Source organism: bacterium (assembly GCA_026129405.1).
Lineage (GTDB): Bacteria > Desulfobacterota > Binatia > DP-6 > DP-6 > JAHCID01.
The window spans coordinates 921282-946406 of record JAHCID010000001.1; the positions used below are offsets into that span (position 1 = coordinate 921282).

A 25125-nucleotide genomic window follows, 5' to 3' on the forward strand; every position below is an offset into this window, starting at 1 on the left:
GTTAGGGCCATGCGCCGCGCGGCCGCGCGGCTGGGCTCGTGCCGGCTGGCGAGCGCGCCGGCGAGCGACAGGACCATGGGGGCCAGGAGCAGGAACAGCCGCCCCGGATGGTGCATCCAATAGGTCGGGACCCAGTCGGGCGCCCAGGGGCGGTGCTCCAGGCAGGGAGGTTGCGTGCGAGCACGACGGCGGCCCCGAAGAAGTCGCTCCGGTTCCCGGGGCGTGAGGGGCGCGACCACCGCCACGGCGCCCACCGCGACGGCGAGGCCCTCCAGGCCGAGCCCGAGCTGCAGCGTGATCCGCTCGGCGCGCCGCGCGCGCGGGCAGGCGGCGAGACGACGAAGCGTGAGCCAGCCGAGGAGCGGTCCGAGCACCACCGTCGACGGGTAGCGAAGAACGCAAGATACACGACGAGCAGGGCGCCGTGCACGATCCCGAAGCGCTCGCGGCGCACGAGTGCCGACCACGTGACCCAGTAGGCCGATGCGGCGAAGTGCGCCTCGGACACGACGAAGAACGAGGTCGCGGGATCGGTCACGAGCAGGGAGAAGGCCGGAAAGCACCAGAGCCATGCCGACCGGCGTCCCAGCGCGACGGCGCACAGCGCGAGCGCGAGCACGCGGTGGCCGAACAGACCGAGCCCGAGCAGCACCGACAGCGTCGCGACATCGTCGATCCCGAGCAGTCGGCGGGCGACGACCACCGGCAGCTGGGTGACGTCCAGCGCGGCGATGCGGGTCCAGCCGAAGTCGAAGAACGATCCCGTCGTCAGGATGGTGAGGAGGAAGGCGCTGCCGTCGGCGTACCAGCGCCGGTGGACCACCGCCTGGAGCGCGTTGATCGCCCCCAGCGTGCCGAGCACGACGACCTCCAGCCGGACGCCGCGGTCGTCCCACCACCTTCGAAGTCGGCCCGCCTCACGTGTGGTCGTCGTGGCGGGCCGCGGCGTCATGGAGTGACGATCGGGAAGGGCGTACTGCCCGCCCGTTCGAGCAGCATCAGGAACGAAAGAAGCGCCATTCGACTGCCATCTACCTTCAACTCGTCCGAGAACACCAGCTCCCGGAGCCCCGACTGACCGGTCACCAGGCGCACCAGGAACGGCCGCGTCAGGCGCACGGTGGCCGCGGCGGCCGGATCGGGGTCGCGGCGGGCCGCGTGCAGGACGGCGTTCGCGAGCGTCAGCACCCAGGTCTCGTCGAGGTCGGTGAAGGTGAGATTCAGGGTCGTGTCGGCGCCGTCGGCCTTGGGGCCGACGACGCGCGCCGCCAGCGACGCGAAGAAGTCCGCGAGCGGCAGGTGCAGGAGGAGGTTCGCCGCCTCCACCGGATCGACGGCCGAGCCCTGCGGGCCGTGGCGCAGCTCGAGCGCGCCGGTGAGGTACTCGTCGCGCCAGGGGCCCGACTCGGCCTGGTAGCCCAGCTGGTCGTAGACGGCGGCCAGGCGTTCGCGTGCCGTCGCGTCGTCGGGCTCGGCGAAGACGACGTGGTTCAGGAGCGTCGCGGCCCAGCGGTAGTCGCCTGCGTCGAACGCCGCGTCCGCCTTCTCCAGCACCGCCGCGGCGCCGCCCATCGCGGCGACGTAGCGGGTGGCGGCCTCGACCGGCGGCAGCGGGTCGAGGTTGGCCGGGTTGCCGTCGTACCAGCCGAAGTAGCTCTGGTAGACGGCGCGCGCGTTCTGGCGCACGGTGCCGTAGTAGCCGCGGGTGGCGAAGCCCGTGCGCAGCGACGCCGGCAGCTCGATCTGCTCGGCGATCTCGAGCGGCGTGGCGCCGGCGTTGGCGAGACGCAGCGTCTGGTCGTGGATGTAGCGGTACATGTCGCGCTGCTGCTCGAGGAACGCGCGCACGCGCGGCCGATCCCACACCGGCCAGTGGTGGCTCGCGAACACGACCTCGGCGTCGGGGAAGAGCTCGATGGCCTCCTCGAGATAGCCGCTCCAGCGCAGCGCGTCGCGCACCTTCGCCCCGCGCAGCGTATAGAGGTTGTGCATCGTGTGCGTGGCGATCTCCGCTGCGCAGAAGGCCTTCGCGCCGGGGAGGTAGAACGTCAGCTCCGCGGGGGCTTCCGACGCCGGCGTGTACTGGAACACGAACGGCACCCCGTCGACGTCCATCGCCTGCGGCGTGCGGTCTACGAGGTCGGTCGGTACGGCGATCGAGAGCCCGCCGCGCGACGGCTGCTTGCCGAGCCCGGTGTCGACGTGGCCGCGCGGGCTGCGCGCGAGCGGCATGCCGTACATGAACGTCGCGCGCCGCCCCATCGCCAGGCCGGCGAGCACGTTCTCGCTCGTCGCCTCCTCGATGAAGCCCTTGGGGGCGATGAGGCGCACGCCGGCGCGCGCGGCGGCGTCGGGCAGCACGCCGTCGATGCCGCCGAAATGGTCGACGTGGCTGTGGGTGAAGATCACGGCGCGGATCGGCTGCTCGCCCAGGTGGCGGCGCGCGAGCGCCAGCGCGGCGGCGGCGGTCTCGTGCGAGCCGAGCGGGTCGACGACGATCCACCCGGTCCTGCCCGCGATGATCGACATGTTCGCGAGGTCGTAGCCGCGGACCTGGTGTATGCCCGGCGCGACCTCGAACAGGCCGTGGATGCCGTTCAGCTTCGCCTGTCGCCACAGGCTCGGGTCGACGCTCGGCGGCGCCTCGCCGGTGACGAAGGCGTAGTCGCGCGTGCTCCAGATGCGGCGGCCGTCCGCGCCGGTGATCTCGACCTCCGGATCGCTCGCGACCAGGCCGCGGCGGGCGTCGAGGAAGTCCTGCTGGTCGTCGAGCGGCAGTGCCGCGGCGACGGCCGCGTTGCGGGCCGCGGTGCGGTCGGTGGGTGCCGTGTGGCCGCGCGCGTCGGCGACGCCGTCCGCGGGCGTCGCCGGCGGTGGCCCGGAGCGATCGCAGGCGACGGCGAGGACCAGCGCGAGCGTGGCGGCGAGGGGTCGGCGGGAGGCGAGGCCCGATCGGGCGGCGGAATGGGAGGCCGGCACGGCAACGCCTCCTCGCAGAAGCCGCGCCGCCTTGCCAGGCGGCGCGGCCCGCACGGCGCCGCCGCGAGGACCATCGTCGCGCCATGCCGGGCGGCGGCCGCCCGGCCGTCGCGCCGCCCCGGCGCGGTGGGCTATGGTGGCGCGTCGTGTCCGCCGCCGCGCCGCGCGTCTCGGTCGTCGTGCCGAACTACAACTACGCGGCGCTGCTGCCGGAGCGGATGCGGAGCATCCTCGCGCAGACGCGCCGGGACTTCGAGGTCATCCTGCTCGACGACGCGTCCACCGACGACAGCGTCGCGGTGCTGGAGCAGTACGTCGATCCGCCGCGCGTCCGCCTGGTGCGCAACGCGGAGAACGGCGGCAATCCGTTCCGGCAGTGGGCGCGCGGCATCGCGCTCGCCCGCGGCGCGTACGTGTGGATGGCCGAGGCCGACGACAGCGCCGATCCGCGGCTGCTCGCGCGCTGCGCAGGCGTGCTCGACGCCCACCCGAACGTCGGGCTCGTCCACTGCGCCTTCCGGCGGCTCGACGCGCGCGGCGTCGCCGAGGACCTGTCCGGCGTCTGGTGGCGCGACCTCGATGCGGAGCGTTGGCGCCGCGACCACGTCGCGCCGGGCGCCGAGGAGCTGCGCTGGCTGGCGTGCTGGAACGTGATCTCGAGCGCCAGCGGCGTCGTCTTCCGGCGCGCCGTGTACGACGCCGCCGGCGGCGTCGACCCGTCGTTCCGTCTCGCCGGCGACTGGGACCTGTGGGTGCGCATGGCACGGCTCGCCGACGTCGGCTTCGTGGCCGAGCCGCTGAACCTCTGGCGCTGGCACGGCGGTAGCGTGCGCGCGACGGCGGCGCGCAGCGGCGAGGAGCAGCGTGAGGTCGAGCGCGTGCTCGCCGGGCTCGCGCGGGCGAGCGGCGCCGCGCCGGAGACGCTGCTCGCGAGCTATCATCGCCGCCACGCCGAGAGCGCGCTGCGCTGGCGCAACGCGCCGCTCGCCCGCAAGCACGCCGCCGCGCTGCTGCGCCGCCGCCCGCTCGACGGCGACACCTGGCGCATCCTGCTGCGCAGCGGCCTGCTCCTGGCCCGGACCGGCCTGCGCCCGTCGCGGGCGGGCTGACGCGCGCATGCCGCCGCGGATCAGCGCCATCGTCTGCACGCAGGATCGTGCGGCGTACCTCGCGAAGGCCCTGCGCAGCCTCGCCGCGCAGACGCTCGTCCCGGACGCCTACGAGGTCGTGGTCGTCGACAACGCCTCGCGCGACGAGACCCCGGCCGTGATCGCCGCGGCGGCGCGGGGCGCGGTGCCGCTGATCGCCGTCCACGAGGCCCGGCGCGGCCTCGCGCACGCACGCAACGCCGGCCTGCGAGCGGCCGGCGCGCCCTTCGTCGCCTATCTCGACGACGACGCGATCGCCTCGCCGGCCTGGCTCGCAACGCTGCTCGCCGTCTTCGAGGAGGAGCGGCCGACGCCCGGCTGCGCCGGCGGCCGCGTCGACCCGATCTGGGAGGCGCCGCGCCCGGCGTGGCTGTCGGACGCGCTGCTGCCGTACCTGACGGTGGTCGACTGGACGCCGGCGCCGGGCGTGCTCGAGGAGCCGCGCTACATCGCGGGCGCGAACCTCGCCTTCGCGCGTGCGGCGCTGGAGGCGGTCGGCGGCTTCGCGCCCGAGCTCGGGCGCGTCGGCTCGGTGCTGCTGTCGAACGAGGAGATCCTGGTCGAGCGCCGCCTGCGCCGGCGCGGCTACACCTGCTACTACCACCCCGCCGCCGCGGTGGCGCACCACGTGCCGGCGAGCCGTCTCGACCGCCGCTGGTTTCTCGACCGCTTCTGGTGGCAGGGCGTCTCCGACGCGGTGCTGGAGACGCTCGACGACCGCCGCCCCGCGTGGCGCCGGATCGCGCGCGGCATGCGCCGCGGCCTCCTGCCGGCGCTGCGCGGCTGGCGCCCGGGCGGCGCGGCGTCGGCGCATCCGGCCGCGTTCCTCGCCGCCTGCCAGGCGCGACACGACCTCGCCTACGGCCTCGGGCTGCTGCGCGGCGCCCGGCGGGGGTGACCGCCACGGCTGGATCGCGTCCCGCCGAGATGCGAAGGGACGCCGGGCGCGATGCGCATCCTCGTCCTCTCGAACACGCCGTTCGCCCCGCCGACGGCCGGCAACCGCCGCCGCATCCACGACATGCTCGCCTGGCTGCGCGCGCGCGGCGCCGCGGTCGCGATGCTGATGCTGCCGGCGGAGGATCGCGGCGAGTGGGACGTCGCGGCGATGCGCACCGGGCTCGACGCCTTCGAGATCGCCGAGGAGATCGCGCCGCCGCGGCCGAGCCGGCCCGAGCGCCTGCTGCGACGGCTGGCGCCGACGCTGCCGCATCGCCCAGACGGCTGGTGCCCGCCGGCGTTCCGCGACCGCGCCGCCCGCTTCGCGGCGGCGTGGCGGCCGGACGTCGTCCTCGTCGAGTACGTCTTCCTCTCCGCCTGCATCCCCGCGCTGCGCGCGCTCGCGTCTCCGCCGCGCGTGGTGATCGATACGCACGACCTGATGCACCGGCGGGTCGCCGCCTACGGCGAGGCCGGGCTGCGCGCGCAATGGTTCCACACCACGCGCGGCGCCGAGCGCCGCGGGCTCGCGCGCGCCGACCTCGTGCTCGCCATCCAGGAGGACGACGCGCGCGTCCTCCGCACCCTGGTGCGGCCGGACGCCGTGCTGACGGTGCCGCACGCGCAGCCGGTCGCGCCGGCGCCGCTCGCCGCCGCGACGAGCCAGTGTCTCGTCGCCGCGTCGTACAACGACATCAACGTCGTCGGCCTCGAATGGCTGCTGCGCGAGGTGTGGCCGCGCCTGCGCGCCGCGCTGCCGGCCGCGGAGCTCGTCGTGTGCGGCAACGTCATCGCGAAGATCGGCGTGCGGCCGGCGGGGGTCGCGTTCCGCGGCGTGGTGCCGTCGCTCGACGACGCCTACGCGGCGAGCCGCGTCGTCCTCGTGCCCGTGCCGAGCGGCACGGGGCTCAAGGTGAAGCTGGTCGAAGCGCTGTGCCACGGGCGGCCGGTCGTGACCACGCCGGCGGGCGCGGCGGGCGTCGATGCGGGGGAGGGCACGGGCGTCGCCGTCGCGGCGGACGCGGAGGCGTTCGTCGCGGCGACGCGACGGCTGCTCGAGGACGAGGTCGCCTGGCGTGCGGCCGCCGGCGCCGCCGCGGCGCACGCACGGCGACGGTTCGCGCCGGACGCGGCGTTCGCGCCCCTGTGGGACGCGCTCGAAGGCCGCGTGCGGCGCGACGATTAGCGGTGCTCAGGAGAAGTCGGTGAGCGACTTGCGCGTCGCGCTCCGGCGCGGGTCGAGGCGCTCCTGGCAGGAGGCGCAGCGGCTCGTCCAGGGGATCGCTTCCAGGCGCGCCGGCAGGATCGGCTCCTCGCAGTCGGCGCAGAGGCCGAAGAGGTCCGGGTCGCGCGCCAGCCGGTCGAGCGCACCGGCGATCTCGCGCAGCCGCTCCGCCTGGCCCTGGTTGCGCTTCGAGGCCAGCACCTGGTGCATCTCGCTCAGCGCCTGGGCGTCCTCGTCGCTGGTCGAGGCGTGGTCGGTGCGGTTCGGCTCGATGCGCGCCGGGTCGCGGCCGATGGTCTCGTCGCGCAGCGCCTCGAGACGCTGCTTCCACCGCGCCCGCTCGGGATCCGTCACGCCGTCCTCCGGGCAGCGGCGAGGCAGAGGACGCACACCAGCGCTTCGACCGTGATGAAGAGCGCCGCGAAGGCGGCGCCGTGCACCACCCAGGCGACGGTGCGCCCGACCGCCGCCGCGCCGAGGAGCCCGGCGGCGACGTGCAGCAGGCGACGGCCGCCTGGCCGTGTGCCGAGCACCATGCAGAGGCCGCCGACGAGGAAGAAGGCGGCGAAGTCGCCCACCTGGGTGCTGCGCCCCATGCCGTCGAGCAGCGGCATGCCGAGGCCCTCCGCGGCCCGCGACGGTGCCACCAGCCAGCCGAGCCCCTGGAGCGTGAAACCCGCTCCGATCACGAGCGTGAGGACGCGCAGCGCGGTGGGCATTCGAGATCGTCTCCTTCCGTCGCGGCGGCGGGCCGACGCGCCCCGGATGTACGCGGCGGGCCGGGGAGCCCGCAAGGGCGTCTCAGGCGACGCGGGGTCGGGCCGACGCGACCAGGCCGGCGAGCAGGATCGGCAGCGCGACCAGGACGGCGTAGTGTTCGGGGGGATGATGGCCCGAGCTCTTCAGCACCCAGCCGTTCAGGGCGTGCAGCCCGCGCTCGACGAGGACCAGCACGTACAGCGTCGGCACGAGGCTGCGGTAGCGGAGCGCCACGAGGAGCATGGTCGCGCCGAAGACGATCTGCGTCGCACCCGCCCAGGCGAAGCAGCCCACGATGGCGGGACGGCAGGCCCCGAGGTCTATGCCGGCGATCGTTCCGGCGCCGCCGTCGGGCAGGGCTATGTGGACGATGCCCGGGAGGATGGCGAGGATGCCCAGGATCGCGAGCAGGTGCGCGGCCCACGGGGCGCCGGCGTAGGCGTCGTTCGTCGAGGGGGCGAGCATCGCTCGCGGGATATGGCATACCGTGTGGCGATATGCGCGTATCTCGCACGCTTCCCCCTGGCCGTGCGGCGGCCGTGAGCCGCCGGGCGACCCCCTCGGCACCGGCCCTCGACGGGCGCGTGCGCCGCAGCGAGCGCAGCCGCGAGGCCATCGTCGGGGCCCTCTTCGACCTGATCGGCGAGGGGGTGCTCCAGCCTACGGCGCGGCAGGTGGCCGACCGGGCGGGCGTCGGCATCCGCAGCGTGTTCCGGCACTTCTCCGAGATGGAGTCGCTGTACCGGGCGATGGACGGACGGCTCGAAGGCGAGGCGGTGCGGATCCTGACGGCGCCGGCGGCGACCGGCACGCTGGCGCAGCGCGTGCGGGCCCTGGTGCGGCAGCGGGTGGCGCTGTTCGAGCGCATCGCGCCCTACAAGCGCTCGGCGAACCTGCTGCGCTGGCGGTCGCCGTTCCTGCAGCAGCGGCACCAGCGGATGCGCCGGGTGCTGCGCGACGACCTGTGCACGCGCCTGCCGGAGCTGCGGCGCGCGCCGGCCGACCGGCTGGAGGCCGTCGACCTCCTCACCAGCTTCGAGACCTGGGACGACCTGCGCGTCGATCGCCGCCTCGGGGTGCCGCGGGCGGCGGCCGTCGTCGAGCGCGCGGTGCTGGCCCTGGCGGCGCCGCGGACGTCGCGATGAGGTGGCGGCGCCTCCTCGCCACGGCCGCCGGCCTCGTCGTCGTCGCCGGAGCCGTCGTCTGGCTGAAGAGCGACACGCTGCTTCTGCCGCTCCCGGGCCGGCTCGATCGCTGGCGTGATCCGATCGGTCCGACCGCGGCGGTGACCTGGGAGCCGGGGCCGGCCACCCCGCCCGCCGAGCGGCCGCCGAACGTGATCCTCATCGTCGCCGACGACCTCGGCTACAACGACCTCACCGTCGCCGGCGGCGGCGTCGCGGACGGCGCGGTGCCGACGCCGCGCATCGACGCGATCGCGCGCGAGGGTGTCACCTTCGCGAACGGCTACGCCGGCAACGCCACCTGCGCGCCGTCGCGCGCCGCGATCATGACCGGCCGCTTCCCGACCCGCTTCGGCTTCGAGTTCACGCCGGCGCCGAAGCAGTTCATGCGCCTCGTCGCCTGGATGAACCGTGACCAGCCGCGGCCGCCGATCTACTACGGCGAGCGCGAGGCCGACGTGCCCCCGCTGGCGCAGCAGGGCATCCCGGCGAGCGAGATCACGATCGCGGAGCTCCTGCGCGACGCCGGCTACCACACGCTGGCGCTCGGCAAGTGGCATCTCGGCGAGGCGCCGCCGATGCGCCCGACCGCCCGCGGCTTCGACGAGTTCCTCGGCTTCTACCAGGGCGCGGCCCTCTACCTGCCGGTCGACGATCCCTCGGGCGTGAGCTCCGTGCAGGACTTCGACCCGATCGACCGCTTCCTGTGGGCGAACCTGTCCTTCAACGTCCGCAAGGACGACGGTCCGCGCTTCACGCCCGGCGCCTATCTGACCGACTACCTCGCCGACGAGGCGGCCCGCGCGATCGCCGCGAACCGCCACCGGCCGTTCTTCATGTACCTCGCCTTCAACGCGCCGCACACGCCGCTCCAGGCGCTGCGCAGCGACTACGACGCGCTGCCGCAGATCGAGAACCACACGCTGCGCGTCTACGCGGCGATGATCCGCGCGCTCGATCGCGCCGTCGGCACGGTGCTGGACGCGCTGCGCGCGAACGGGCTCGAGGAGGATACGCTCGTCGTCTTCACGAGCGACAACGGCGGCGCGAGCTACCTCGGCCTGCCGGATCTGAACCATCCGTATCGGGGGTGGAAGATGACGTTCTTCGAGGGCGGCGTGCACGCGCCGTTCCTCGCGCGCTGGCCGGCGAAGATCGCGCCGGGAACGCGCGTCGACGCACCGGTCGCGCACGTCGACCTCTTCGCCACCGCCGCCGCGGCGGCGGGCGCGCCGCTGCCGGACGACCGCACGATGGACGGGATCGACCTCGTCGCGCTCGCCCGCGGCGAGCCCGGCGCGCGCACGCACGAGGCGATCTTCTGGCGCTCGGGCCACTACCGCAGCGTCCTCGCCGACGGCTGGAAGCTCCAGGTCTCGGAGCATCCGCCGCGTACCTGGCTCTTCGACCTGACGAGCGACCCGACCGAGCAGCACGACCTCTCGGCCGCGCGCCCCGACCAGCTGCGCCGCATGCAGGCGGTGCTCGCCGCCCAGGAGGCGCAGATGGTGCCGCCGGACTGGCCGTCGCTCATCGAGGGCGCGATCGTGATCGACACGCCGCTCGGCATGCCGGAGCGGCCCGACTCCGACTGGGTCGCGTGGCCGAACTAGCTCGCCGCCGCCGCGTCCGTGCGCAGCCGGAGGAGCAGGGCATGCAGCGCGTCGGGATCGACCGGCTTCACCAGGTGGCGGTCGATGCCCGAGGCGGCGGCGCGCGTTGCGTCCTCCGTCCGCCCGTAGCCGGTGAGCGCGACGATGGGCAGGTGACGCGTCCTCGCGTCGGCGCGGATGCGCTGCGCGACCTCGTAGCCGTCCATGCCCGGGAGCCCGATGTCGAGCACCACGACGTCCGGTAGGGAGGCGGCGAGCTGTGCGAGGGCCGAGGGCCCGTCGCTCGCCACGCGCACCTGGTGCCCGAGCAGCTCGAGCAGCATACGCACGGCGTCCGCGGCGTCGGCGTTGTCCTCGACGAGAAGGACGCGCGAGCCGTGCGTCGTCCCGTGCGGCAGGCGAGGCGGGTCGTGCTCGTCCGGGTGCGACGCCATGACCGGCAGCACGACGGCGAACTCGCTGCCGGCGTCGCGCCCGGCGCTGTGCGCCGTCACCCGTCCGCCGTGCAGCTCCACCAGCCGGCGCACGACGGTGAGCCCGACGCCGAGGCCGCCGTGGGCGCGGTCGAGCGGGCGCTCGGCCTGCACGAAGAGGTCGAAGACGTGCGGCAGCACGTCGGCGGGGATGCCGGAGCCCGTGTCGCGCACCCGGACCACGACCTCGGCGCCGGTGGCGGCGCTGATCTCGATGCGTCCGCCGGCCGGCGTGTAGCGGCTCGCGTTTGCGAGCAGGTTGCCGAACACCTGTTGGATGCGGGCGACGTCCGCCTCGAGCACGACGGGCTCGGCGGGCAGCGACACCGCGAGCGTCTGGCCACGCTCCTCGACGGCCTGCGTCGCGGCCTCGACCGCGCGCTGCACGACCTCGGAGAGGAGCACGGGTTCGGTGTGCAGCGTGATCTTGCCCTGGGTCACGCGCGCGACGTCGAGGAGGTCGTCGACCAGACGGCGGAGCTGGTCCGTCTGCCGGTCCGCGATCTCGAGCGCGCGCTCGCGGTGGGCCTCATCGAGACGGGCGGTGACGATGGCGTTGCGCACCGAGGCGAGCGGGTTGCGCAGCTCGTGCCCCAGCATCGCCAGGAACTCGTCCTTCGCGCGATCGGCACGGCGGAGCGCGTCCTCGGCCTGGCGGCGCGCGGTGACGTCGTGCACGAAGACGACGAGCCCGAGGACGCGGTCGTCGACCACGTGCGGGACGTAGGCGGCTTCGATGCAGCGCGCCCCGCCCCGGGTGTATGCGACCTCGGCCTCGAAGCGCACGGCATGGCCGTCGAGGGCCCGCCGCAGGTGCGGCCCGAGCGTCTCCATCGCCGTCGGTCCCACCACGTCGCCGATGTGGCGACCGGTGACCTCCGAGAGCGGCAGCCCGAACCAGTCGGTGTAGCTCTCGCTGTTCAGGCGGTAGCGCAGGTCCGTGTCGAGGTAGGCGATGAGGACGGGCAGGCGGTGGACGATGGTCTGCAGCAGCGCCGTCTGCTCGCGCAGGACCGTCTCGGCCTGCATCCGCTCGGTCACGTCGAAGACGCAGCCGACGGCGCGCACCGGCCGGCCCTCCTCGTCGCAGAGCGGCGCGCCGACGCCCTCGAGCCAGCGCACGGGGCCGCCGTCGTCGGGTTGGATGCGGTAGCGTGCGTGGTACTCGCGGCCGTGGCGCATGCCCTCGAGCCTGCGCACCGTCTCGGCGCGATCCTCGGGATGGATCTGACGCGCCCAGCCGGCGACGTCGTCGTGCAGGCGGTCGGGGGGACGCCCGAAGAGGGGGCCGGTCTCGGCCGAGCCCTCGATGCGGCCGGTCGCGAGATCGAGATCCCAGATCGCCATGCGCGCCGCTTTGGCGACGAGGCGCAGGCGCTCCTCGCCCGCCTGGACCGCGTCGGCGGCGCGCTTCTCGTCCGTCACGTCTCGCGTGATGCCGGCCATGCGCGGCGGGCCGCCGTGGCGCGGCGTCCACGTGCGGCCCCAGCTCGCGAGCCAGCGCTCGCCGCGCTCGGGGTGGTGGATGCGGAACGTCACGCGCAGGACGCTCGCCTCGCTGCCGAGCACCCGCGCGACGGCGGCGCGGTCGCGCGGATCGACGCCCTCGAGCCAGACGTCGACCGCGGGCGGCGTTCCGGGCGGCAGCCCGAGGAGGACGCGGTGGTGCTCCGACCAGCGCAGGTGGCCGGTGCTGCGGTCGAGGTCCCAGGTGCCGGCTTCGGCCGCCTGCTGGGCGACGAGCAGGCCCTCCTGGCTCGCTCGCAGCTCCTCTTCGACGCGCCGTCGCTCCTCCATCTCGGTCGCCAGCGCGGCCTGGCTGGCGAGCGCGCGCGCCGCGGCGTCCTCGGCCGCGGCCTGGGCGGCGCGCATTCGGGTCGTCACCAGGAGGACGATCGTGCTGGTGAAGCAGAACGCGCCGGCGCCGACGAGGTCGCCGGTCGTGGCGTAGCCGAAGACGCCGCGCGGTGGGACGAAGAGCAGGCCGACGCCGGCGAACGAGGCCGCCGCGGAGAGCAGTCCGGCGCGGGCCCCGCCGAACCAGGCGGCGAAGGCGATCCCGGCGTAGGTGGTGACGTACGGCTGCCGGTCCTCGAGCAGCGGATCGAGCGCGACGCGGAGGGCGAGCGCCGCCGCGGCGGAGCCGAGCGCTGCCGCGTAGGACAGCGGACTCTTCGCGACGACGGTACGGGACGCTGTCGGCACGGCTCGGCGCGCGAACCGTATCGGCGTTCCCGCAGGCCGACAAGACCACGTGCTACGAGACCAGCAGCACCTTCCCGACGTTCACCCGCTCCTGGAGCATGCGGTGCGCCTTCGCCGCCTCGGCGAGCGGCACCGCCGCGTGGACCACGGGCGCGATCGTGCCCTTCTCGAAGCCGTCGATCAGCGTCCGCATCTCGCGGCGCAGCATGTCGATGTGCTCCCAGAGGTGGCCGAGGTTCACGCCGATGACCGCCTTGTTGTCGTTCATCAGCTTGATCGGATGGAACCAGGGCAGCTTCACGATCGCCGCCAGCGCGCGCAGCTTGCTCGGCTCGGTGCCGCTCGACGCCGACGACAGTCCGAAGCACACGAGACGCCCGAGCGGCGCGAGGCAGCGGTAGCTCTTGCGGAAGGCGCCCGTGGCGTCGAGCACGACGTCGACCCCGCGCCCGCCGGTGATGCGTCGCACGGCCTGCTCGAAGTCCTCGCTGCGGTAGTCGATGCACTCGGCGACGCCGGCGGCCTTGAGCCCCGCGTGCTTCGACGCCGATGCCGTGCCGATCACGCGGGCGCCCACCGCCTTGCACAGCTGGAGCGCCGCATGGCCGACGCCGCCCGCCGCGGCGTGCACGAGCACCGTCTCGCCCGGCTGCAGGTTGCCGAAGCGGTAGAGCATCAGCACCGCCGTCAGGTAGTTCACCGGGATCGCGGCGCCCTGCTCGAAGCTCATCGCGTCGGGCATCGGGAACACCTGTGCGGCGGGAACGGCGAGCATGTCCGTGTAGCCGCCGAAGCGGGTGAGCGCGAGGACGCGCTGCCCGGGCGCGAAGCCCTCGACGCCCGGCCCGAGGCGCTCGATCGTGCCGGAGACCTCGTAGCCGACGACGCAGGGGAACGGCGGCGCGTCGGGGTAGAAGCCCATGCGCGCGGAGACGTCGGCGAAGTTGACGCCGGCGGCGCGGACGCGCAGCAGCACCTGGCCGGCGGTCGGGACCGGATCGGGCGCCTCGCGTAGCTCGAGCACCTCGGGCGGACCGGCCTTGGGAATCCAGACGGAGCGCATCGTGGGCCCATAGCGCCGGGCTCGCAGCGGTTCAACGAGTCCGCGCCCCGGCGACGCGCTGCGCGGTTGCCGTCGGCGCCGGGCGATGCTTGGTACCCGGTCCATGAATCTCGGACTCGCCCAGCAGGCCATCGCAGCCGGAGCCCCCGACCGCGAGTGCATCGTCACCCCGACGCAACGTCTCACCTACGGCCAGCTGGCCGGGCGCGCCCGCCGGCTCGGCAACGTGCTGCACGCCGCCGGCCTCGGCTGCCGCCGCGAGCGCGGCGAGCTGGCCGGGCACGAGTCGGGCCAGGACCACCTCGGCATCTACATGCTGAACTGCCCCGAGTGGATCGAGTCGATGCTGGGCGCGTACCTGGCGCGGGTCGCGCCGTTCAACGTCAACTACCGCTACGTCGACGACGAGCTGCTCTACCTGCTGGCCGACGCCGAGTGCACGGCGCTCGTCTACCACGCCCGCTACGCCCCGGTGCTGGCGCGCCTGCGCGACCGGCTGCCGAAGCTGCGCCTGCTGCTCCAGGTCGCCGACGAGTCCGGCCATCCGCTGCTGCCCGGAGCCCAGGATTACGAGGCGGCCCTCGCCGCCGCGCCCGACACGCGCCCGCCGGTCGAGCCGTCGTCCGACGACCTCTACATCCTCTACACCGGCGGCACGACGGGCGCGCCGAAGGGCGTCCTCTGGCGCCAGGAGGACATCTACCACGCGGCGATGACCGGCGGCGCACCGGGCATGCCGGGGGCGGCGAGCGTCGGGGATCTCGCGCAGGAGGCGGTCTCGAGCGGCGGCTTCATGCGGACGCTGACCACGCCGCCGCTCATGCACGGCGCGGCGCAGTGGCTGGCCTTCGGGTCGCTGCACAAGGGCGGCACCGTCGTCCTGCAGGGCAAGCCCGAGAAGCTCGATCCCGTCGACGTGCTGACGCTGGTCGAGCGCGAGGGCTGCAACACGCTGACGCTGGTGGGCGACGCCTTCGCGCGCCCCATCGTCGACGAGCTGCGGCGCAAGGCCTACGACCTGTCGCGCCTGTTCGTCATCGGCTCCGGCGGCGCCATCCTGTCGCCGCACATGAAGGAAGCGCTGCTCGAGCTCGTGCCGCACGCGATGGTCGTCGACGGCTTCGGCTCGTCCGAGACCGGCGCCCACGGCTCGCTCGCCACCCGTGCCGGCGACGACGCCAAGACCGGCAAGTTCGCCATGTCGAACACGCTCATCCTGACGAGCGACCTCTCCGGCGAGCTGCCGCAGGACTCGACCGAGACCGGCTGGCTCGCCCGCGTCGGCCACATGCCGCTCGGCTACTTCAAGGACGCGGCGAAGACCGCGAAGACCTTCGTCGCGATCGCGGGCACGCGCTACGCCGTCCCCGGCGATCACGCCCAGTACAACCCCGACGGCTCGATCAACGTCCTCGGCCGCGGCTCGGTCTGCATCAACTCGGGCGGCGAGAAGATATACCCCGAGGAGATCGAGCAGGTGCTGCGCAAGCACGCGCAGGTCTACGACGCCGTCGTCGTCGGCACGCCCGACGAGCGCTTCGGCGAGCAGGTGACGGCGGTCGTGCAGCCGCGCCCCGGCGCCCGCCTCGAGCCCGCCGAGCTCGCCAACTTCGCCGGCCAGCATCTCGCCCGCTACAAGCTCCCGAAGACGTTCGTCGTGGTCGACGAGATGGTCCGCAGTCCCAGCGGCAAGCCGGACTACCGCTGGGCGAAACAGCGGGGCATGGAGGCGCGCGGGCTGGCGTAAGGCGGGCAGGGCCGCATGCCCACGCGCACCAACGCCATGCGCCTGCTCGACGCGCGCGGCATCGCGTACCGCGCGGTCGAGTACGACGCTGGGCGGAAGTTCCACGACGCGGTCGAGGTGGCCGCGCTCCTCGGGGCGCCGCTCGACAGCGTGTGGAAGACGCTGGTCGTGCTGCGCGAGGACGGCGGGCGGCCGTGCCTCGTCATGATCCCGGCGGCCATGCACCTCGATCTCAAGCGTTGCGCCCGCGCCGTGGCGACGAAGGCGGTGCGGATGGCGTCGCAGCGCGAGGCGGAGAAGCTGACGGGGCTCCAGGTGGGCGGCATCTCGGCGCTCATGCTCGTCGGCAAGCCGTTCGACGTGTGGATCGACGACAGCGTCGAGCTGCTGGGCACGGTACACGTGAGTGCCGGCGTCCGCGGCCTCGATCTGGAGCTCCGGGTCGCGGATCTCCTGGCGGTGACGGGGGCGCAGCGGGCCGACGTCGCCGGGGCGTGAGCCGCGCCAAGCGGCGCGCGGTCGCCGGGCCGACGCCACCCGCGGCCGGTGGCGGTCGTACGCGGCCCGTCGCATGCGTCGATCGTGCGCCCCGACGACACGTCCTGGACGCCCGAGTACGAGGCGGTCCTGCGACGGATGACACCTGGCGCGCGCCCGCGAGCCGGCCGTCGACGCCGAGGTCGTCCGGGTGGCGCCGCCGGAGTACGTGATCGTGCGTACGCTCGAGTACGACCGGGAGGGTGGCTCGGAGAAGCACGTGCGCGACATCCACGCGATGCTCCGGGTGTCCGGCCCGGACGTCGATCGTACCGCGCTGGAGACGTGGGTCGCGCGCCGCGGGCTGGCCGAGGTCTGGGGCCGCGTCGCGACGCCATGAGAGTCGTTCGCCCGGCCGCGCCTGCGTGCTACATCCCGCCCATGCGAGTCCTGATCGCCTTCCTGAGCGGCCTCCTGGCCGCCTTCGTCATGACCGGGTGCTGCGGCGGCGAGCGCGCGTCGCGCGACGTCGAGCACGTCGAGGAGGCGCTCGCGGCCTACCGTCACGACCCGTCGCCCGCGGCGGCGGCCGACGTCGAGGCGGCCTTCGCCCGCCTCGACGCGAAGATCGCGGCGATGCGTGCCGAGGCGCTGCGCGAGGACGAGGACGATCGGGCCGCGCTCGACGCCGAGATCGCCCGGCTCGAGGCGCGCCGGAGCGACCTGCGCCGTGAGTCGGTCGACACCGGCATGCGCGCGGCGGGCGCGGCGGCCGGGGATGCGTTGCGGACGATCGGCGAGTCGCTCGGGAAGCAGCTCGAGGAGGCCGGCCGCAAGCTGCGCGAGGCGGCGTCGGGCGCGGCACCGGCGAACCCGTAGTCCGGGTCAGTCCTCGAACATGCCGCCGAGCGAGGACTGCTCCTTCAGGAGCGCGGTCCAGATCTCCTTCCACGAATCCGCGTCGAGCAGGCCCGGCGCGAAGGCGCGGAGCTCGTCGAGGATGTCCTGGCGGGAGATGTCGCCGCTCGCGTCGGTCGAGTGCACGAGGCGATCGGCCATCGCCACGATGGCCGGCAGGTCGAGGCCGAACTCGGGGTTCAGCGGCTCGGTGTGCAGCGCGACCGGCTCGACGAGCGCCGGCGGCATGCCCCAGAGCTGGAGCAGCCAGCCGCCCACGGTGGCGTGGTTGCAGCCGAAGGCCTCGTGCTCGGCCACGGCGGCGCCGCCCATCTCGCCGGCATCGTCGAGCAGCGACCAGTAGGTCTCGCCGAGCCGCAGGCCGAGGACGAGCTTGCCGACGTCGTGCAGGAGGCCGGCGGTGAAGGCCTGGCCGCCGTCGGCGCGCATGCGCTCGGCGAGCAGCTTCGCCGCCGACGCCACCATCGAGGTGTGATGCCACATCTTCTTGCGGTAGCGACGGCTGTCCGCGGTCGAGCCCTCGAGGGCGCCCCAGACGCTGAGGCCGAGCACCAGGTCGCGGACGCGTGCGAAGCCGAGCAGCGTCACCGCGTGCGAGATGCCGGTGACCCGCGTCCGCACCGCGAACAGCGCGCTGTTCGCGAGGCGCAGCAGGCGGGCGGCGAGCGACTGATCGCGCTCGATGAGCTGCGCCAGGGCGCGCAGGTTGACGTCTTCGCGGTTGATGGCCACCAGCATGCGCTGCGCGACCTCGGGTGCGGACGGCAGCGATTCGACGGCCATCAGCTCGCGGTAGAAGCGCTCGAGGACGGGCGACCGCTGGGGCGTGTCCCACGTGCGCCGGCGGGTCACCTGGGACACGGCGGCTGCTGGAAGGGCCATCGGTGCTGCGGGCAGCAACCGCCATGCCAGCATCCGGCGACCGTGCGCCCTGGGCTCGCGGTCCCACGAGCGTCACGACGTCGACGCTCGCGCGCACGAATGGCGCCCCTGTCCTCATCGCAAGTTGACTTGCCCGGGGACGCGGCGTACCCGCCCTCCATGCGCTGCGTCACGTGCGGCGTCGATCTGATCGCGGGCAAACCGTTCTGCCACGCCTGTGGAGCTCGCGTCGCGTCGCACTGCGGGAGCTGCGGAGCGATCCTCCAGGCAGGGTGGCGCTTCTGCCCCGACTGCGGCGCCGGGGTCGAAGGGGACGCGGCGCCGTCCCCGGCCGATCCGGTCGCTCGCGTGCTGGCGCGACGTCGCGACGCCGGCGGCGGTCCCACCGTCGTCGCTGCGTCCGGGCCGGTCGAGGGCGAGCGCAAGGTCGTCTCGGTGTTGTTCTGCGATCTCGTCGGCTCGACCGCGATCGCCGATCGTCTCGACCCCGAGGACTTCCACGAGCTCATCGAGCAGTACCTCGACGTCGCCGTGTCCGAGGTCTACCGGCGCGGCGGCGTGGTGACGCAGCTCGCGGGCGACGGCGTGATGGCCCTGTTCGGCGCGCCGGTCGCGCACGAGGACGCCCCGCACCGCGCCGTGCGCGCGGCGCTCGCCATCCGCGACGCCGTCGAGGCCCTGTCGCAGCGCCTGCGCGCGCGCCACGACGCCGGGCTGGAGCTGCGCATCGGCGTCAACACCGGGCCCGTCGTCGCCGGCACCGTCGGCAACGACCGTCGCATGGAGTACACGGCGATCGGCGACACGACGAACCTCGCCGCCCGGCTCGAGGCTGCCGCCGAGCCCGGCGTGATCCTCATCAGCGAGTCGACGCACCGGCTCGTGCGCGGGCACTTCGAGGTCGAGCCCATCGGCCAGCTCGCGCTGCGCGGCAAGAGCGAGCCGGTCGCGGCCTACGCGGTGCGCGACTGGCGGGGGCCGGCGGCGGCGATGTCGATCGCCGAGGCGCGCGGGCTGACCCCGTTCGTCGGCCGCGCCGGCGAGCTGGCGCGGCTGGAAGACGCCTACCTGCGGCTCGGCGACGGCGGCATGCAGGTGATCGCGGTCGTGGGCGACGCCGGTAGCGGCAAGTCGCGCCTCGTGCACGAGTTCCGGCAGCGGCTCGCCGGTGAGTCGGCCGCGCTCTTCGAGGGCCGCTGCGCCTCCATGCTGCACGGGCTGCCCTACCACCCCTTCCTCAGCATGATGGGGACCTGGTTCGATCTCGACTGGGAGGACGACGTCGAGGTCGCCTGCGAGAAGGTCTCGCGCCGCTTCGGCGTTCCCTACGAGGAGGTGGAGCGCACGTATCCCGTCCTCTGCCGCTTCCTCTCGTTGCCGATCGAGCAACTCGCCGACCAGCCCGCCGACCAGCTGAAGCGCGAGACCTTCGACGCCGTCGCGCGCCTCATCATGGGCGAGGCGGCGCGGCGTCCGGTGGTGATCGTCCTCGAGGACCTGCACTGGATCGACGAGCCGTCGCGCGAGCTGCTCGAGGATCTCATGCGGCGGCTCCACAGCGCCCACGTGCTGGTGCTGCTCACGCATCGCCCGGAGACGGCGCCGACGTTCCAGATCGCGACCGCGTTCTCGCAGCTCCTCCTGCGCCGCCTCGACGAGGCCGACGTCCGGCGCATCGCCGAGGCGGTCGCCGGCGGTACGTTGCCCGCCGACCTCGCGCCGGTGCTGGTCGCGAGGGCGGCGGGCAGTCCGTTCTTCGCCGAGGAGCTGGTGCGCGGGATGTGCGAGGACGGCACGCTCGTCTGCGAGGACGGCCACGTGCGCCTCACGCGGGCGCTGCGCGAGATGCCGATCCCCGGCACGATCCAGGAGGTCATCGCCGCGCGCCTCGATCGCTTGAGCGCCGCGGCCAAGCGCATCGTGCAGGTGGCGGCGGTGCTGGGCCGCCAGTTCCGCCGCAGCCAGCTCGAGGAGCTGCTCGCCGGCGAGCAGCTCGACGTGCCGCGCGAGCTCGAGGAGCTCGAGCGGCGCGGGCTCCTCCACCGCAAGAACCTCCTCGCCGCCGACGAGTTCCGCTTCGGCGAGAGCCTCACCCAGGAGATCGCCTACGAGACCCTGCTCCTGCGCCAGCGCCGCCAGCTGCACGAGCGCATCGGCCGCATGCTCGAAGGCGAGGACGCCGATCGGCCGGCCGAGCACGCGGCGCTGCTCGCACACCACTACGCGCACAGCGACGACCACGTGAAGGCCGTCGACGCCCTGCTGCGCGCCGCGACCGAGGCCGAGCGCCTGCCGTCGTACCGCGTCGCCTCGCAGTACTACCGCCAGGCATGGCAGCTCGCCGAGAGCGTGCTCGGCGAGCGCGAGGACGGGCACTTCCACCGCGCTGCGCTCGCGGGCGCCGCCGGCTTCGCCCGCCTCACCGTGTTCTTCGGCGGCGACGACGTCTGCGAGGCGCAGCGGGCGTCCGGCCGCGGCGTCGAGCTCGCGGAGATGCTCGGGCAGCCGGCCCAGGTCGCGAACCTGCGCTACTTCCGCGGCGTGCTCACCATCATGGGCCCCGAGGCCGACTACAAGACCGGGCTCCACATGGCCGAGGAGGGCCTCGCGCTGGCGCGGCGGCTCGGGCTGCGCGACGTCGTCCAGCGCATCGTGCGCGGCGTCGCGATGAACTACACCGCCGACGGCCGCTTCGCGCAGGCCGAGGCGGCGGTGGCCGAGACGCTCGCCGAGCTCGAGCGCGACGGGCTCACGACCGGCGAGATGTACCTCAGCACGCTCTGGGTGCGGGACATCACCCGCTACGCGAGCGACCGCTGGGACGAGGTCCTCGACAACGGCTATCACACCAACGCGCTGGCGCTGCAGTCGGGAAACCGCACCATGCGCACCGCGATGGCGACGCTCTTCGCGCCGATCCACTACCTGCGCGGCGACTACGAGGAGGCGCGCCGCTGGGCCGATCTCGGGCTCGACCTCGCGGAGCAGATCGCCAACGTCAACGCCTACGCCACCGCGGCCTCGCTGGCGATGCTGACGCGCACGCGGCTCGGCGAGACGTTCGACCCGGCGCCCTACGTCGATCGCATCGAGAAGGGGCTCGCCGCCGCCGGCACGATGCAGCTGAACACCCGCTTCGTCGGCGAAGCCCTGCTCGCGATCGGCGACGTCGACCGCGCCGACCGCATCACCGCGGGGCTGGTGGGCCGGCTCGGCGGCCGGCTCCGCCAGCTGCTCGTGCTGCTCGCGCGCGGCGACGTCCTCGTGCGGCGCGGCCGGCTGGGCGAGGCGGCGGGCTGCTTCGCCGAGGCCCGCAACCTCGCGGAGCTGATCGGCTCGCGCAGCGGCCTCGTCGGTGCGCTGCTCGGCGGTGCGGAGGTCGCGCTCGCCCGCGGCGCCACGCCGTGCGGGGTCGAGCGCGCCGCCGAGCTGGCCGACGAGCTCCGCATCGTGCATCTCGCCCCGCGCCTCGCCGCCGTGCGTGGCGCCGTCCTCGAGCTCCGCGGCGCGTGACCCGGCGCCTCGAGCAGGCGGGAACCGCCCTGTCGGTCGGGCTGTTCGCCCTCGTCCTGCTCCTGCTGCACCACGAGCTGCGCCAGTACCACTGGCACGAGATCGTGGCCGAGGTGCGCGCCGTGCCGTGGGCGCGCTTCGCGCTCGCGCTCGCGGCCGGCGCCGTGTCCTACGTCCTCCTCACCGGCTACGACGTCCTTGCGCTGCGCTGGATCCGGCGCCCGCTGCCGTACCGGCGCACCGCCTTCGCGTCGTTCGTCGCCTACGTCGTCAGCCACAACATCGGACCCGCGTTCCTCGGCGCCAGCGCGATCCGGCTGCGGCTCTACGGCGCCTTCGGGCTGTCGGCGGCCGACATCGGCGCCGTCGTCGTCTTCACGAGCCTGACGTTCTGGATGGGCTTCCTGCCCATCGCCGGCGTCGCGCTGCTGCTCGAGGGGCTGCCGGGGTCGGTCGTGCCGCTCGTCGCCAGCCGCGTCCTCGGGACGGTGCTGCTGCTCGCGTTCGTGCTCTACCTCGGTGCGTGCGCGGTGGTGCGGGCGCCGCTGCGCTGGCGTACCTACGAGCTGCGGCTGCCCTCGCTGCGCATGGCCGCGGCCCAGGTCGTGCTCTCGTGCGCCGACTGGATCGCGGCGGCGGCGGTGCTCTGGGTGCTGCTGCCGGCGGGGGTGGCGCCGTCGTTCATGGCGCTGCTCGGCGCCTTCGTGCTGGCGCAGCTGGCCGGGCTCCTGAGCCACGTGCCGGGCGGGCTCGGCGTCTTCGAGTCGAGCCTGCTCTTCCTCCTCGGCGACGCGGCGGCGAGCCCGGCCGTGCTGGCGAGCCTGGTCGTCTATCGCGTCGCCTACTACCTGATCCCGCTGGCCGTCGGCGTGCTGCTCCTCGGCATCCACGAGGCGCGGCCGTACGCCGGCGCCGTGCGACGCGTGGGAGGGGCGCTCGGCACCGCGGCGTCGGCGCTGGTTCCGCCGACGCTCGCGGCGGCGACCTTCATGGTCGGTGCGGTGCTGGTCGCGACGGGCGCGCTGCCGACGACGCACGGCCGGCTCGAGGTGCTCGGCGCCCACGTGCCGCTGCCGGTCGTCGAGCTCTCCCACCTCGCGGCGAGCGTCGTCGGCGTGCTCCTCATGCTGCTCGCGCGCGGGCTCCAGCAGCGGCTCGACGTCGCCTGGAGCCTCACGGTCGGCCTTCTCGCCGCGGGCGTCGTCACGGCGCTCCTGCGTGCGCTCGACTGGGAGACGGCGCTCGCGCTGGCGCTCGTCCTCGGCGCCCTGCTGCCATGCCATCGGCGCTTCCACCGCCGGGCCGCGCTGCGCGCCGAGACCCTGACGCGCCCGTGGCTGGTCGCGGTGGCGCTGGTGGTCGTCGGGACCGGCTGGCTGCTCCTCGTCGCCTGGCGCCACGTCGAGTACGCGCACGACCTCTGGTGGCAGTTCGCGTTCGACGCCGGCGCGTCGCGGGCGCTGCGCGCCTCGGTGGCGGCGGCGATGACGCTCCTCGTGTGGGGCGGGCTGCGCCTGCTGCGCCCCGCCGGCATGCCCGCGCCGGTGGCGGCGGCGGACGAGGCGGAGCGCGTGCGGGCGGTGGTGCGCACGTCGCGGGCGCCCGACGCCCATCTCGCGCTGCTCGGCGACAAGCGCTTCTGCTGGAACGAGCGCGGCGACGGCTTCGTCATGTACGCGGCGTCGGGCCGCACGCTGGTCGCGATGGGCGACCCGGTGGCGCCGCGCGGCGACGCGCGCGAGCTGGCGTGGCGCTTTCGCGACCTCTGCGACCGGCACGGTGCCCTGCCGGCGTTCTACGAGGTCGGGCCGGCGCTGCTCCCCGTCTACCTCGAGCTCGGCCTCGCCCTGCAGAAGCTCGGCGAGTTCGCGCGCGTCGACCTCGCCGCGTTCGGGCTCGAAGGCGGCGCGCGCAAGAGCCTGCGCACGACCTACAACCGCCTGAGGCGCGACGGCTGCACCTTCGAGATCGTCGCGCCCGACGCCGTGCCGGCGCTGCTGCCCGCGCTGCGCGAGGTGTCCGACGCGTGGCTCACGTCGAAGCGGACGCGCGAGAAGAGCTTCTCCCTCGGCCGCTTCGACGAGCGCTATCTGGCGCAGCTCCCGCACGCGCTCGTGCACCATCAGGGCCGGCTGGTCGCGTTCGCGACGCTGTGGCAGGGCGCCGATCGGCACGAGGTGTCGGTCGATCTCATGCGCCATCGGCCCGACGGCCCGCCGAGCCTCATGGACTTCCTCTTCACCGAGCTGCTGCTGTGGGCGAAGGCGGACGGCTGGCGCTGGTTCGCGTTCGGCATGGCGCCGCTCTCCGGGCTCGAGGCGCGCCGGCTCGCGCCGCTGTGGACGCGCGCCGGCGCGTACCTGTTCCGCCACGGCGCGCAGGTCTACAACTTCCAGGGCCTGCGCCAGTACAAGGAGAAGTTCGATCCGGTATGGGAGCCGCGCTACCTGGCGTCGCCCGGCGGGCTGGCGCTGCCGCGGGTCCTCACCGACGTCGCGACGCTGGTCTCGGGCGGCATCACGGGCGTGGTGGCGCGATGATCCGGCGCGCGGCGTTCGCCGCGACGCTCGCGGTGACGCTCCTCTCCTGCGGCCCGCCGTCGCAGCTCGAGCTGGCGCCGTTCGGGGCCGTCGCGCTGTGGATGCCGTCGAGCCCGGCGCGGCGCGTGGTGCTGCTGGTCTCGGACGACGCCGGGTTCGGGCCGGGGCTGGCGGAGACGGCGCGCAAGCTCGCCGCCCGCGGCGCCGCGGTCGTCGGCATCGATCTGCCGTCGTACCGCCGGGGGCTCCGAGACACGCCCGGCGACGCGGCCTGGATCGCCGCCGACCTCGAGGTGCTGAGCCAGGTGGTGCAGCGGGCGTTGCGGCTGCCGGCGTACCGCCGGCCGGTGCTGGTCGGGATCGGCGCCGGCGGCGCCTTCGTCTACGCGGCGGTGGCGCAGGGCAATCCCGGCATGTTCGCCGGCGCGGTCAGCGTCGGCTTCTGCCCGACGCTCTCCCTGCCGCGCCGCCCGGGCACGCTGCGCGGGCTCGTGACCACGCCCGGCGCCGCGGCCGACGAGTGGCAGCTCGCGCCGGCGCCCGAGCTGTTCGCGCCGTGGCTCGTCGTCGACGGGCCGCGCGACTGCGCCGCCGACGCGTTCGTGCGCGCGGTGCCGCACGCGAAGCGTGAGCCTGCCACCCGGCTGGTGACGGGCGTCGCCGCGCTGGCGCTGGCGCAGTTCGGCGAGGTCGCGCAGTCGGCCGGCGCCTCCGTCGCCGACCTGCCGCTCGTCGAGGTCCCCGCCGTCGGCCCGCGCACGGATCTCCTCGCCGTCATCCTCACCGGCGACGGCGGCTGGGCGACGATCGACCGCGATCTCGGCAACGCGCTCGCCGGCCACGGCATCCCCGTCGTCGGCTGGAGCTCGCTCGAGTACTACTGGACGCCGCGTACGCCCGACGGCGCCGCCGCCGATCTCGCGCGCCTGCTGCGCCACTACCTCGCGGCGAAGCAGAAGCGCCGCGTGATCCTCGCCGGCTACTCCCGCGGCGCCGACGTGCTGCCGTTCCTCGTGGCCCGCCTGCCGGACGAGCTGCGCGCCCGCGTCGCGCTGGTGGCCCTCCTCGGCCCCGGCACCCACACCGACTTCACGTTCCACCTGAGCGACTGGCTCGGCGGCGGCGGCGACGACGCCTACCCGGTCGGCCCCGAGGTCCTGCGCCTGCGCGGCCTGCCGATCCTGTGCGTCCAGGGCAGCGACGAGGACGAGAGCCTGTGCCCCGAGCTGCCGCCCGGGCTCGCGACCGTCGTCGCGCTGCCGGGCGGGCACCACTTCGGCGGCGACTACGACGCCATCGCCGCGGCGCTGATCGCCGCGGCGGAGCGGGGCGACGCGGCGATCGACGCGGGCGCGGCCGCCGCCGCTGCCGCGCCCGTCGTGCCGGTCCCCGCGGCCGCACCGCCGCCGACGGCTCCCGCCGCGGCCACTGGTGCCGGCGCCGACGGCCCCCGATAATCG

Annotated in this window: 20 protein-coding genes; 12 read left to right on the forward strand and 8 right to left on the reverse strand. The window is 74.5% G+C overall.

Translation table 11 applies throughout. From position 1 onward, the window contains the following. Position 1: 1 nt before the first annotated feature. Both KIT14_04195 and KIT14_04200 read right to left on the reverse strand, forming a co-directional pair. Positions 2-952, reverse strand: coding sequence for a hypothetical protein (locus tag KIT14_04195; protein ID MCW5889732.1), 951 nt, complete (start codon positions 950-952; stop codon positions 2-4). Beyond that, positions 949-2910, reverse strand: coding sequence for an MBL fold metallo-hydrolase (locus tag KIT14_04200; protein ID MCW5889733.1), 1962 nt, complete (start codon positions 2908-2910; stop codon positions 949-951). Before KIT14_04200 ends, KIT14_04195 begins: the two co-directional genes overlap by 4 nt. A gap of 215 nt (positions 2911-3125) precedes the next feature. Between KIT14_04200 and KIT14_04205 the strand changes: the two genes are divergently transcribed. From KIT14_04205 to KIT14_04215, 3 genes are read left to right on the forward strand one after another with little or no spacing between them, the layout of a single operon-like run. Then, positions 3126-4088 carry a glycosyltransferase gene (locus KIT14_04205; protein MCW5889734.1) on the forward strand — a complete coding sequence of 321 codons (963 nt, stop codon included), beginning with the start codon at positions 3126-3128 and terminating at the stop codon, positions 4086-4088. A 7-nt stretch (positions 4089-4095) separates the two neighbouring features. Then, positions 4096-5025 carry a glycosyltransferase family 2 protein gene (locus KIT14_04210; GenBank protein ID MCW5889735.1) on the forward strand — a complete coding sequence of 310 codons (930 nt, stop codon included), beginning with the start codon at positions 4096-4098 and terminating at the stop codon, positions 5023-5025. A gap of 51 nt (positions 5026-5076) precedes the next feature. Further along, the gene (locus KIT14_04215; GenBank protein ID MCW5889736.1) at positions 5077-6252 is read left to right on the forward strand and encodes a glycosyltransferase family 4 protein; all 1176 of its coding nucleotides are present in this window, start codon (positions 5077-5079) and stop codon (positions 6250-6252) included. 6 nt (positions 6253-6258) lie between these two features. On the opposite strand, the gene KIT14_04220 is transcribed toward KIT14_04215, so the two are convergent. The 3 genes from KIT14_04220 to KIT14_04230 all read right to left on the reverse strand — a co-directional run bounded on the left by KIT14_04220 (position 6259) and on the right by KIT14_04230 (position 7515). Next, positions 6259-6645 carry a TraR/DksA C4-type zinc finger protein gene (locus tag KIT14_04220; GenBank protein ID MCW5889737.1) on the reverse strand — a complete coding sequence of 129 codons (387 nt, stop codon included), beginning with the start codon at positions 6643-6645 and terminating at the stop codon, positions 6259-6261. Next, the gene (locus KIT14_04225; protein MCW5889738.1) at positions 6642-7010 is read right to left on the reverse strand and encodes a hypothetical protein; all 369 of its coding nucleotides are present in this window, start codon (positions 7008-7010) and stop codon (positions 6642-6644) included. The genes KIT14_04220 and KIT14_04225 overlap by 4 nt, the downstream gene beginning before the upstream one ends. A gap of 82 nt (positions 7011-7092) precedes the next feature. Beyond that, entirely contained in the window at positions 7093-7515 is a 423-nt protein-coding gene (locus tag KIT14_04230; protein MCW5889739.1) for a hypothetical protein, read from the reverse strand. Positions 7516-7589: 74 nt separating this feature from the next. Between KIT14_04230 and KIT14_04235 the strand changes: the two genes are divergently transcribed. Together KIT14_04235 and KIT14_04240 are read left to right on the forward strand one after the other, a co-directional pair. Continuing rightward, the gene (locus tag KIT14_04235; protein ID MCW5889740.1) at positions 7590-8195 is read left to right on the forward strand and encodes a TetR family transcriptional regulator; all 606 of its coding nucleotides are present in this window, start codon (positions 7590-7592) and stop codon (positions 8193-8195) included. Further along, a complete protein-coding gene (locus KIT14_04240) occupies positions 8192-9847 on the forward strand; it encodes a sulfatase-like hydrolase/transferase (protein ID MCW5889741.1) in 1656 nt (551 codons plus the stop codon). Before KIT14_04235 ends, KIT14_04240 begins: the two co-directional genes overlap by 4 nt. Here KIT14_04240 and KIT14_04245 read toward each other — a convergent pair. Next, positions 9844-12525, reverse strand: a complete 2682-nt coding sequence (locus KIT14_04245) for a response regulator (protein MCW5889742.1) — start codon at positions 12523-12525, stop codon at positions 9844-9846. The two genes, KIT14_04240 and KIT14_04245, sit on opposite strands and share 4 nt — an antisense overlap. 52 nt (positions 12526-12577) lie before the next feature. Continuing rightward, a complete protein-coding gene (locus KIT14_04250) occupies positions 12578-13588 on the reverse strand; it encodes a zinc-binding dehydrogenase (GenBank protein ID MCW5889743.1) in 1011 nt (336 codons plus the stop codon). A gap of 85 nt (positions 13589-13673) precedes the next feature. Between KIT14_04250 and KIT14_04255 the strand changes: the two genes are divergently transcribed. The 4 genes from KIT14_04255 to KIT14_04270 all read left to right on the forward strand — a co-directional run bounded on the left by KIT14_04255 (position 13674) and on the right by KIT14_04270 (position 16691). Then, positions 13674-15335 (forward strand): acyl-CoA synthetase, encoded by a 1662-nt coding sequence (locus KIT14_04255; protein ID MCW5889744.1) that lies wholly within the window; start codon positions 13674-13676, stop codon positions 15333-15335. Between the two features lie 15 nt (positions 15336-15350). Then, entirely contained in the window at positions 15351-15833 is a 483-nt protein-coding gene (locus KIT14_04260; protein ID MCW5889745.1) for an aminoacyl-tRNA deacylase, read from the forward strand. A 208-nt stretch (positions 15834-16041) separates the two neighbouring features. After that, on the forward strand, positions 16042-16212 hold the full coding sequence (locus KIT14_04265) for a hypothetical protein (protein ID MCW5889746.1): 171 nt from the start codon (positions 16042-16044) through the stop codon (positions 16210-16212). 41 nt (positions 16213-16253) lie between these two features. Continuing rightward, entirely contained in the window at positions 16254-16691 is a 438-nt protein-coding gene (locus KIT14_04270) for a hypothetical protein (GenBank protein ID MCW5889747.1), read from the forward strand. A 6-nt stretch (positions 16692-16697) separates the two neighbouring features. Here KIT14_04270 and KIT14_04275 read toward each other — a convergent pair whose 3' ends face one another. Then, the gene (locus tag KIT14_04275; protein ID MCW5889748.1) at positions 16698-17591 is read right to left on the reverse strand and encodes an HDOD domain-containing protein; all 894 of its coding nucleotides are present in this window, start codon (positions 17589-17591) and stop codon (positions 16698-16700) included. Between the two features lie 180 nt (positions 17592-17771). On the opposite strand from KIT14_04275, the gene KIT14_04280 reads away from it, so the two are divergent. The 3 genes from KIT14_04280 to KIT14_04290 are packed head-to-tail and all read left to right on the forward strand — an operon-like array spanning position 17772 to position 25122. Then, the gene (locus KIT14_04280; protein ID MCW5889749.1) at positions 17772-21125 is read left to right on the forward strand and encodes an AAA family ATPase; all 3354 of its coding nucleotides are present in this window, start codon (positions 17772-17774) and stop codon (positions 21123-21125) included. Continuing rightward, the gene (gene mprF / locus KIT14_04285) at positions 21122-23665 is read left to right on the forward strand and encodes a bifunctional lysylphosphatidylglycerol flippase/synthetase MprF (GenBank protein MCW5889750.1); all 2544 of its coding nucleotides are present in this window, start codon (positions 21122-21124) and stop codon (positions 23663-23665) included. The genes KIT14_04280 and mprF overlap by 4 nt, the downstream gene beginning before the upstream one ends. After that, positions 23662-25122, forward strand: coding sequence for a virulence factor family protein (locus tag KIT14_04290; GenBank protein MCW5889751.1), 1461 nt, complete (start codon positions 23662-23664; stop codon positions 25120-25122). Before mprF ends, KIT14_04290 begins: the two co-directional genes overlap by 4 nt. The last annotated feature ends 3 nt before the right edge of the window (positions 25123-25125 follow it).

Bases quoted from the DNA above. Each gene is read 5' to 3' on its own strand.
- KIT14_04280 (MCW5889749.1), top strand. From the start codon at position 17,772: ATGCGCTGCGTCACGTGCGGCGTCGATCTGATCGCGGGCAAACCGTTC.
- KIT14_04260 (MCW5889745.1), top strand. From the start codon at position 15,351: ATGCCCACGCGCACCAACGCCATGCGCCTGCTCGACGCGCGCGGCATC.
- KIT14_04195 (MCW5889732.1), bottom strand. From the start codon at position 952: ATGACGCCGCGGCCCGCCACGACGACCACACGTGAGGCGGGCCGACTT.
- KIT14_04225 (MCW5889738.1), bottom strand. From the start codon at position 7,010: ATGCCCACCGCGCTGCGCGTCCTCACGCTCGTGATCGGAGCGGGTTTC.
- KIT14_04270 (MCW5889747.1), top strand. From the start codon at position 16,254: ATGCGAGTCCTGATCGCCTTCCTGAGCGGCCTCCTGGCCGCCTTCGTC.
- KIT14_04255 (MCW5889744.1), top strand. From the start codon at position 13,674: ATGCTTGGTACCCGGTCCATGAATCTCGGACTCGCCCAGCAGGCCATC.
- KIT14_04240 (MCW5889741.1), top strand. From the start codon at position 8,192: ATGAGGTGGCGGCGCCTCCTCGCCACGGCCGCCGGCCTCGTCGTCGTC.
- KIT14_04290 (MCW5889751.1), top strand. From the start codon at position 23,662: ATGATCCGGCGCGCGGCGTTCGCCGCGACGCTCGCGGTGACGCTCCTC.
- KIT14_04230 (MCW5889739.1), bottom strand. From the start codon at position 7,515: ATGCTCGCCCCCTCGACGAACGACGCCTACGCCGGCGCCCCGTGGGCC.
- KIT14_04210 (MCW5889735.1), top strand. From the start codon at position 4,096: ATGCCGCCGCGGATCAGCGCCATCGTCTGCACGCAGGATCGTGCGGCG.
- KIT14_04215 (MCW5889736.1), top strand. From the start codon at position 5,077: ATGCGCATCCTCGTCCTCTCGAACACGCCGTTCGCCCCGCCGACGGCC.
- KIT14_04250 (MCW5889743.1), bottom strand. From the start codon at position 13,588: ATGCGCTCCGTCTGGATTCCCAAGGCCGGTCCGCCCGAGGTGCTCGAG.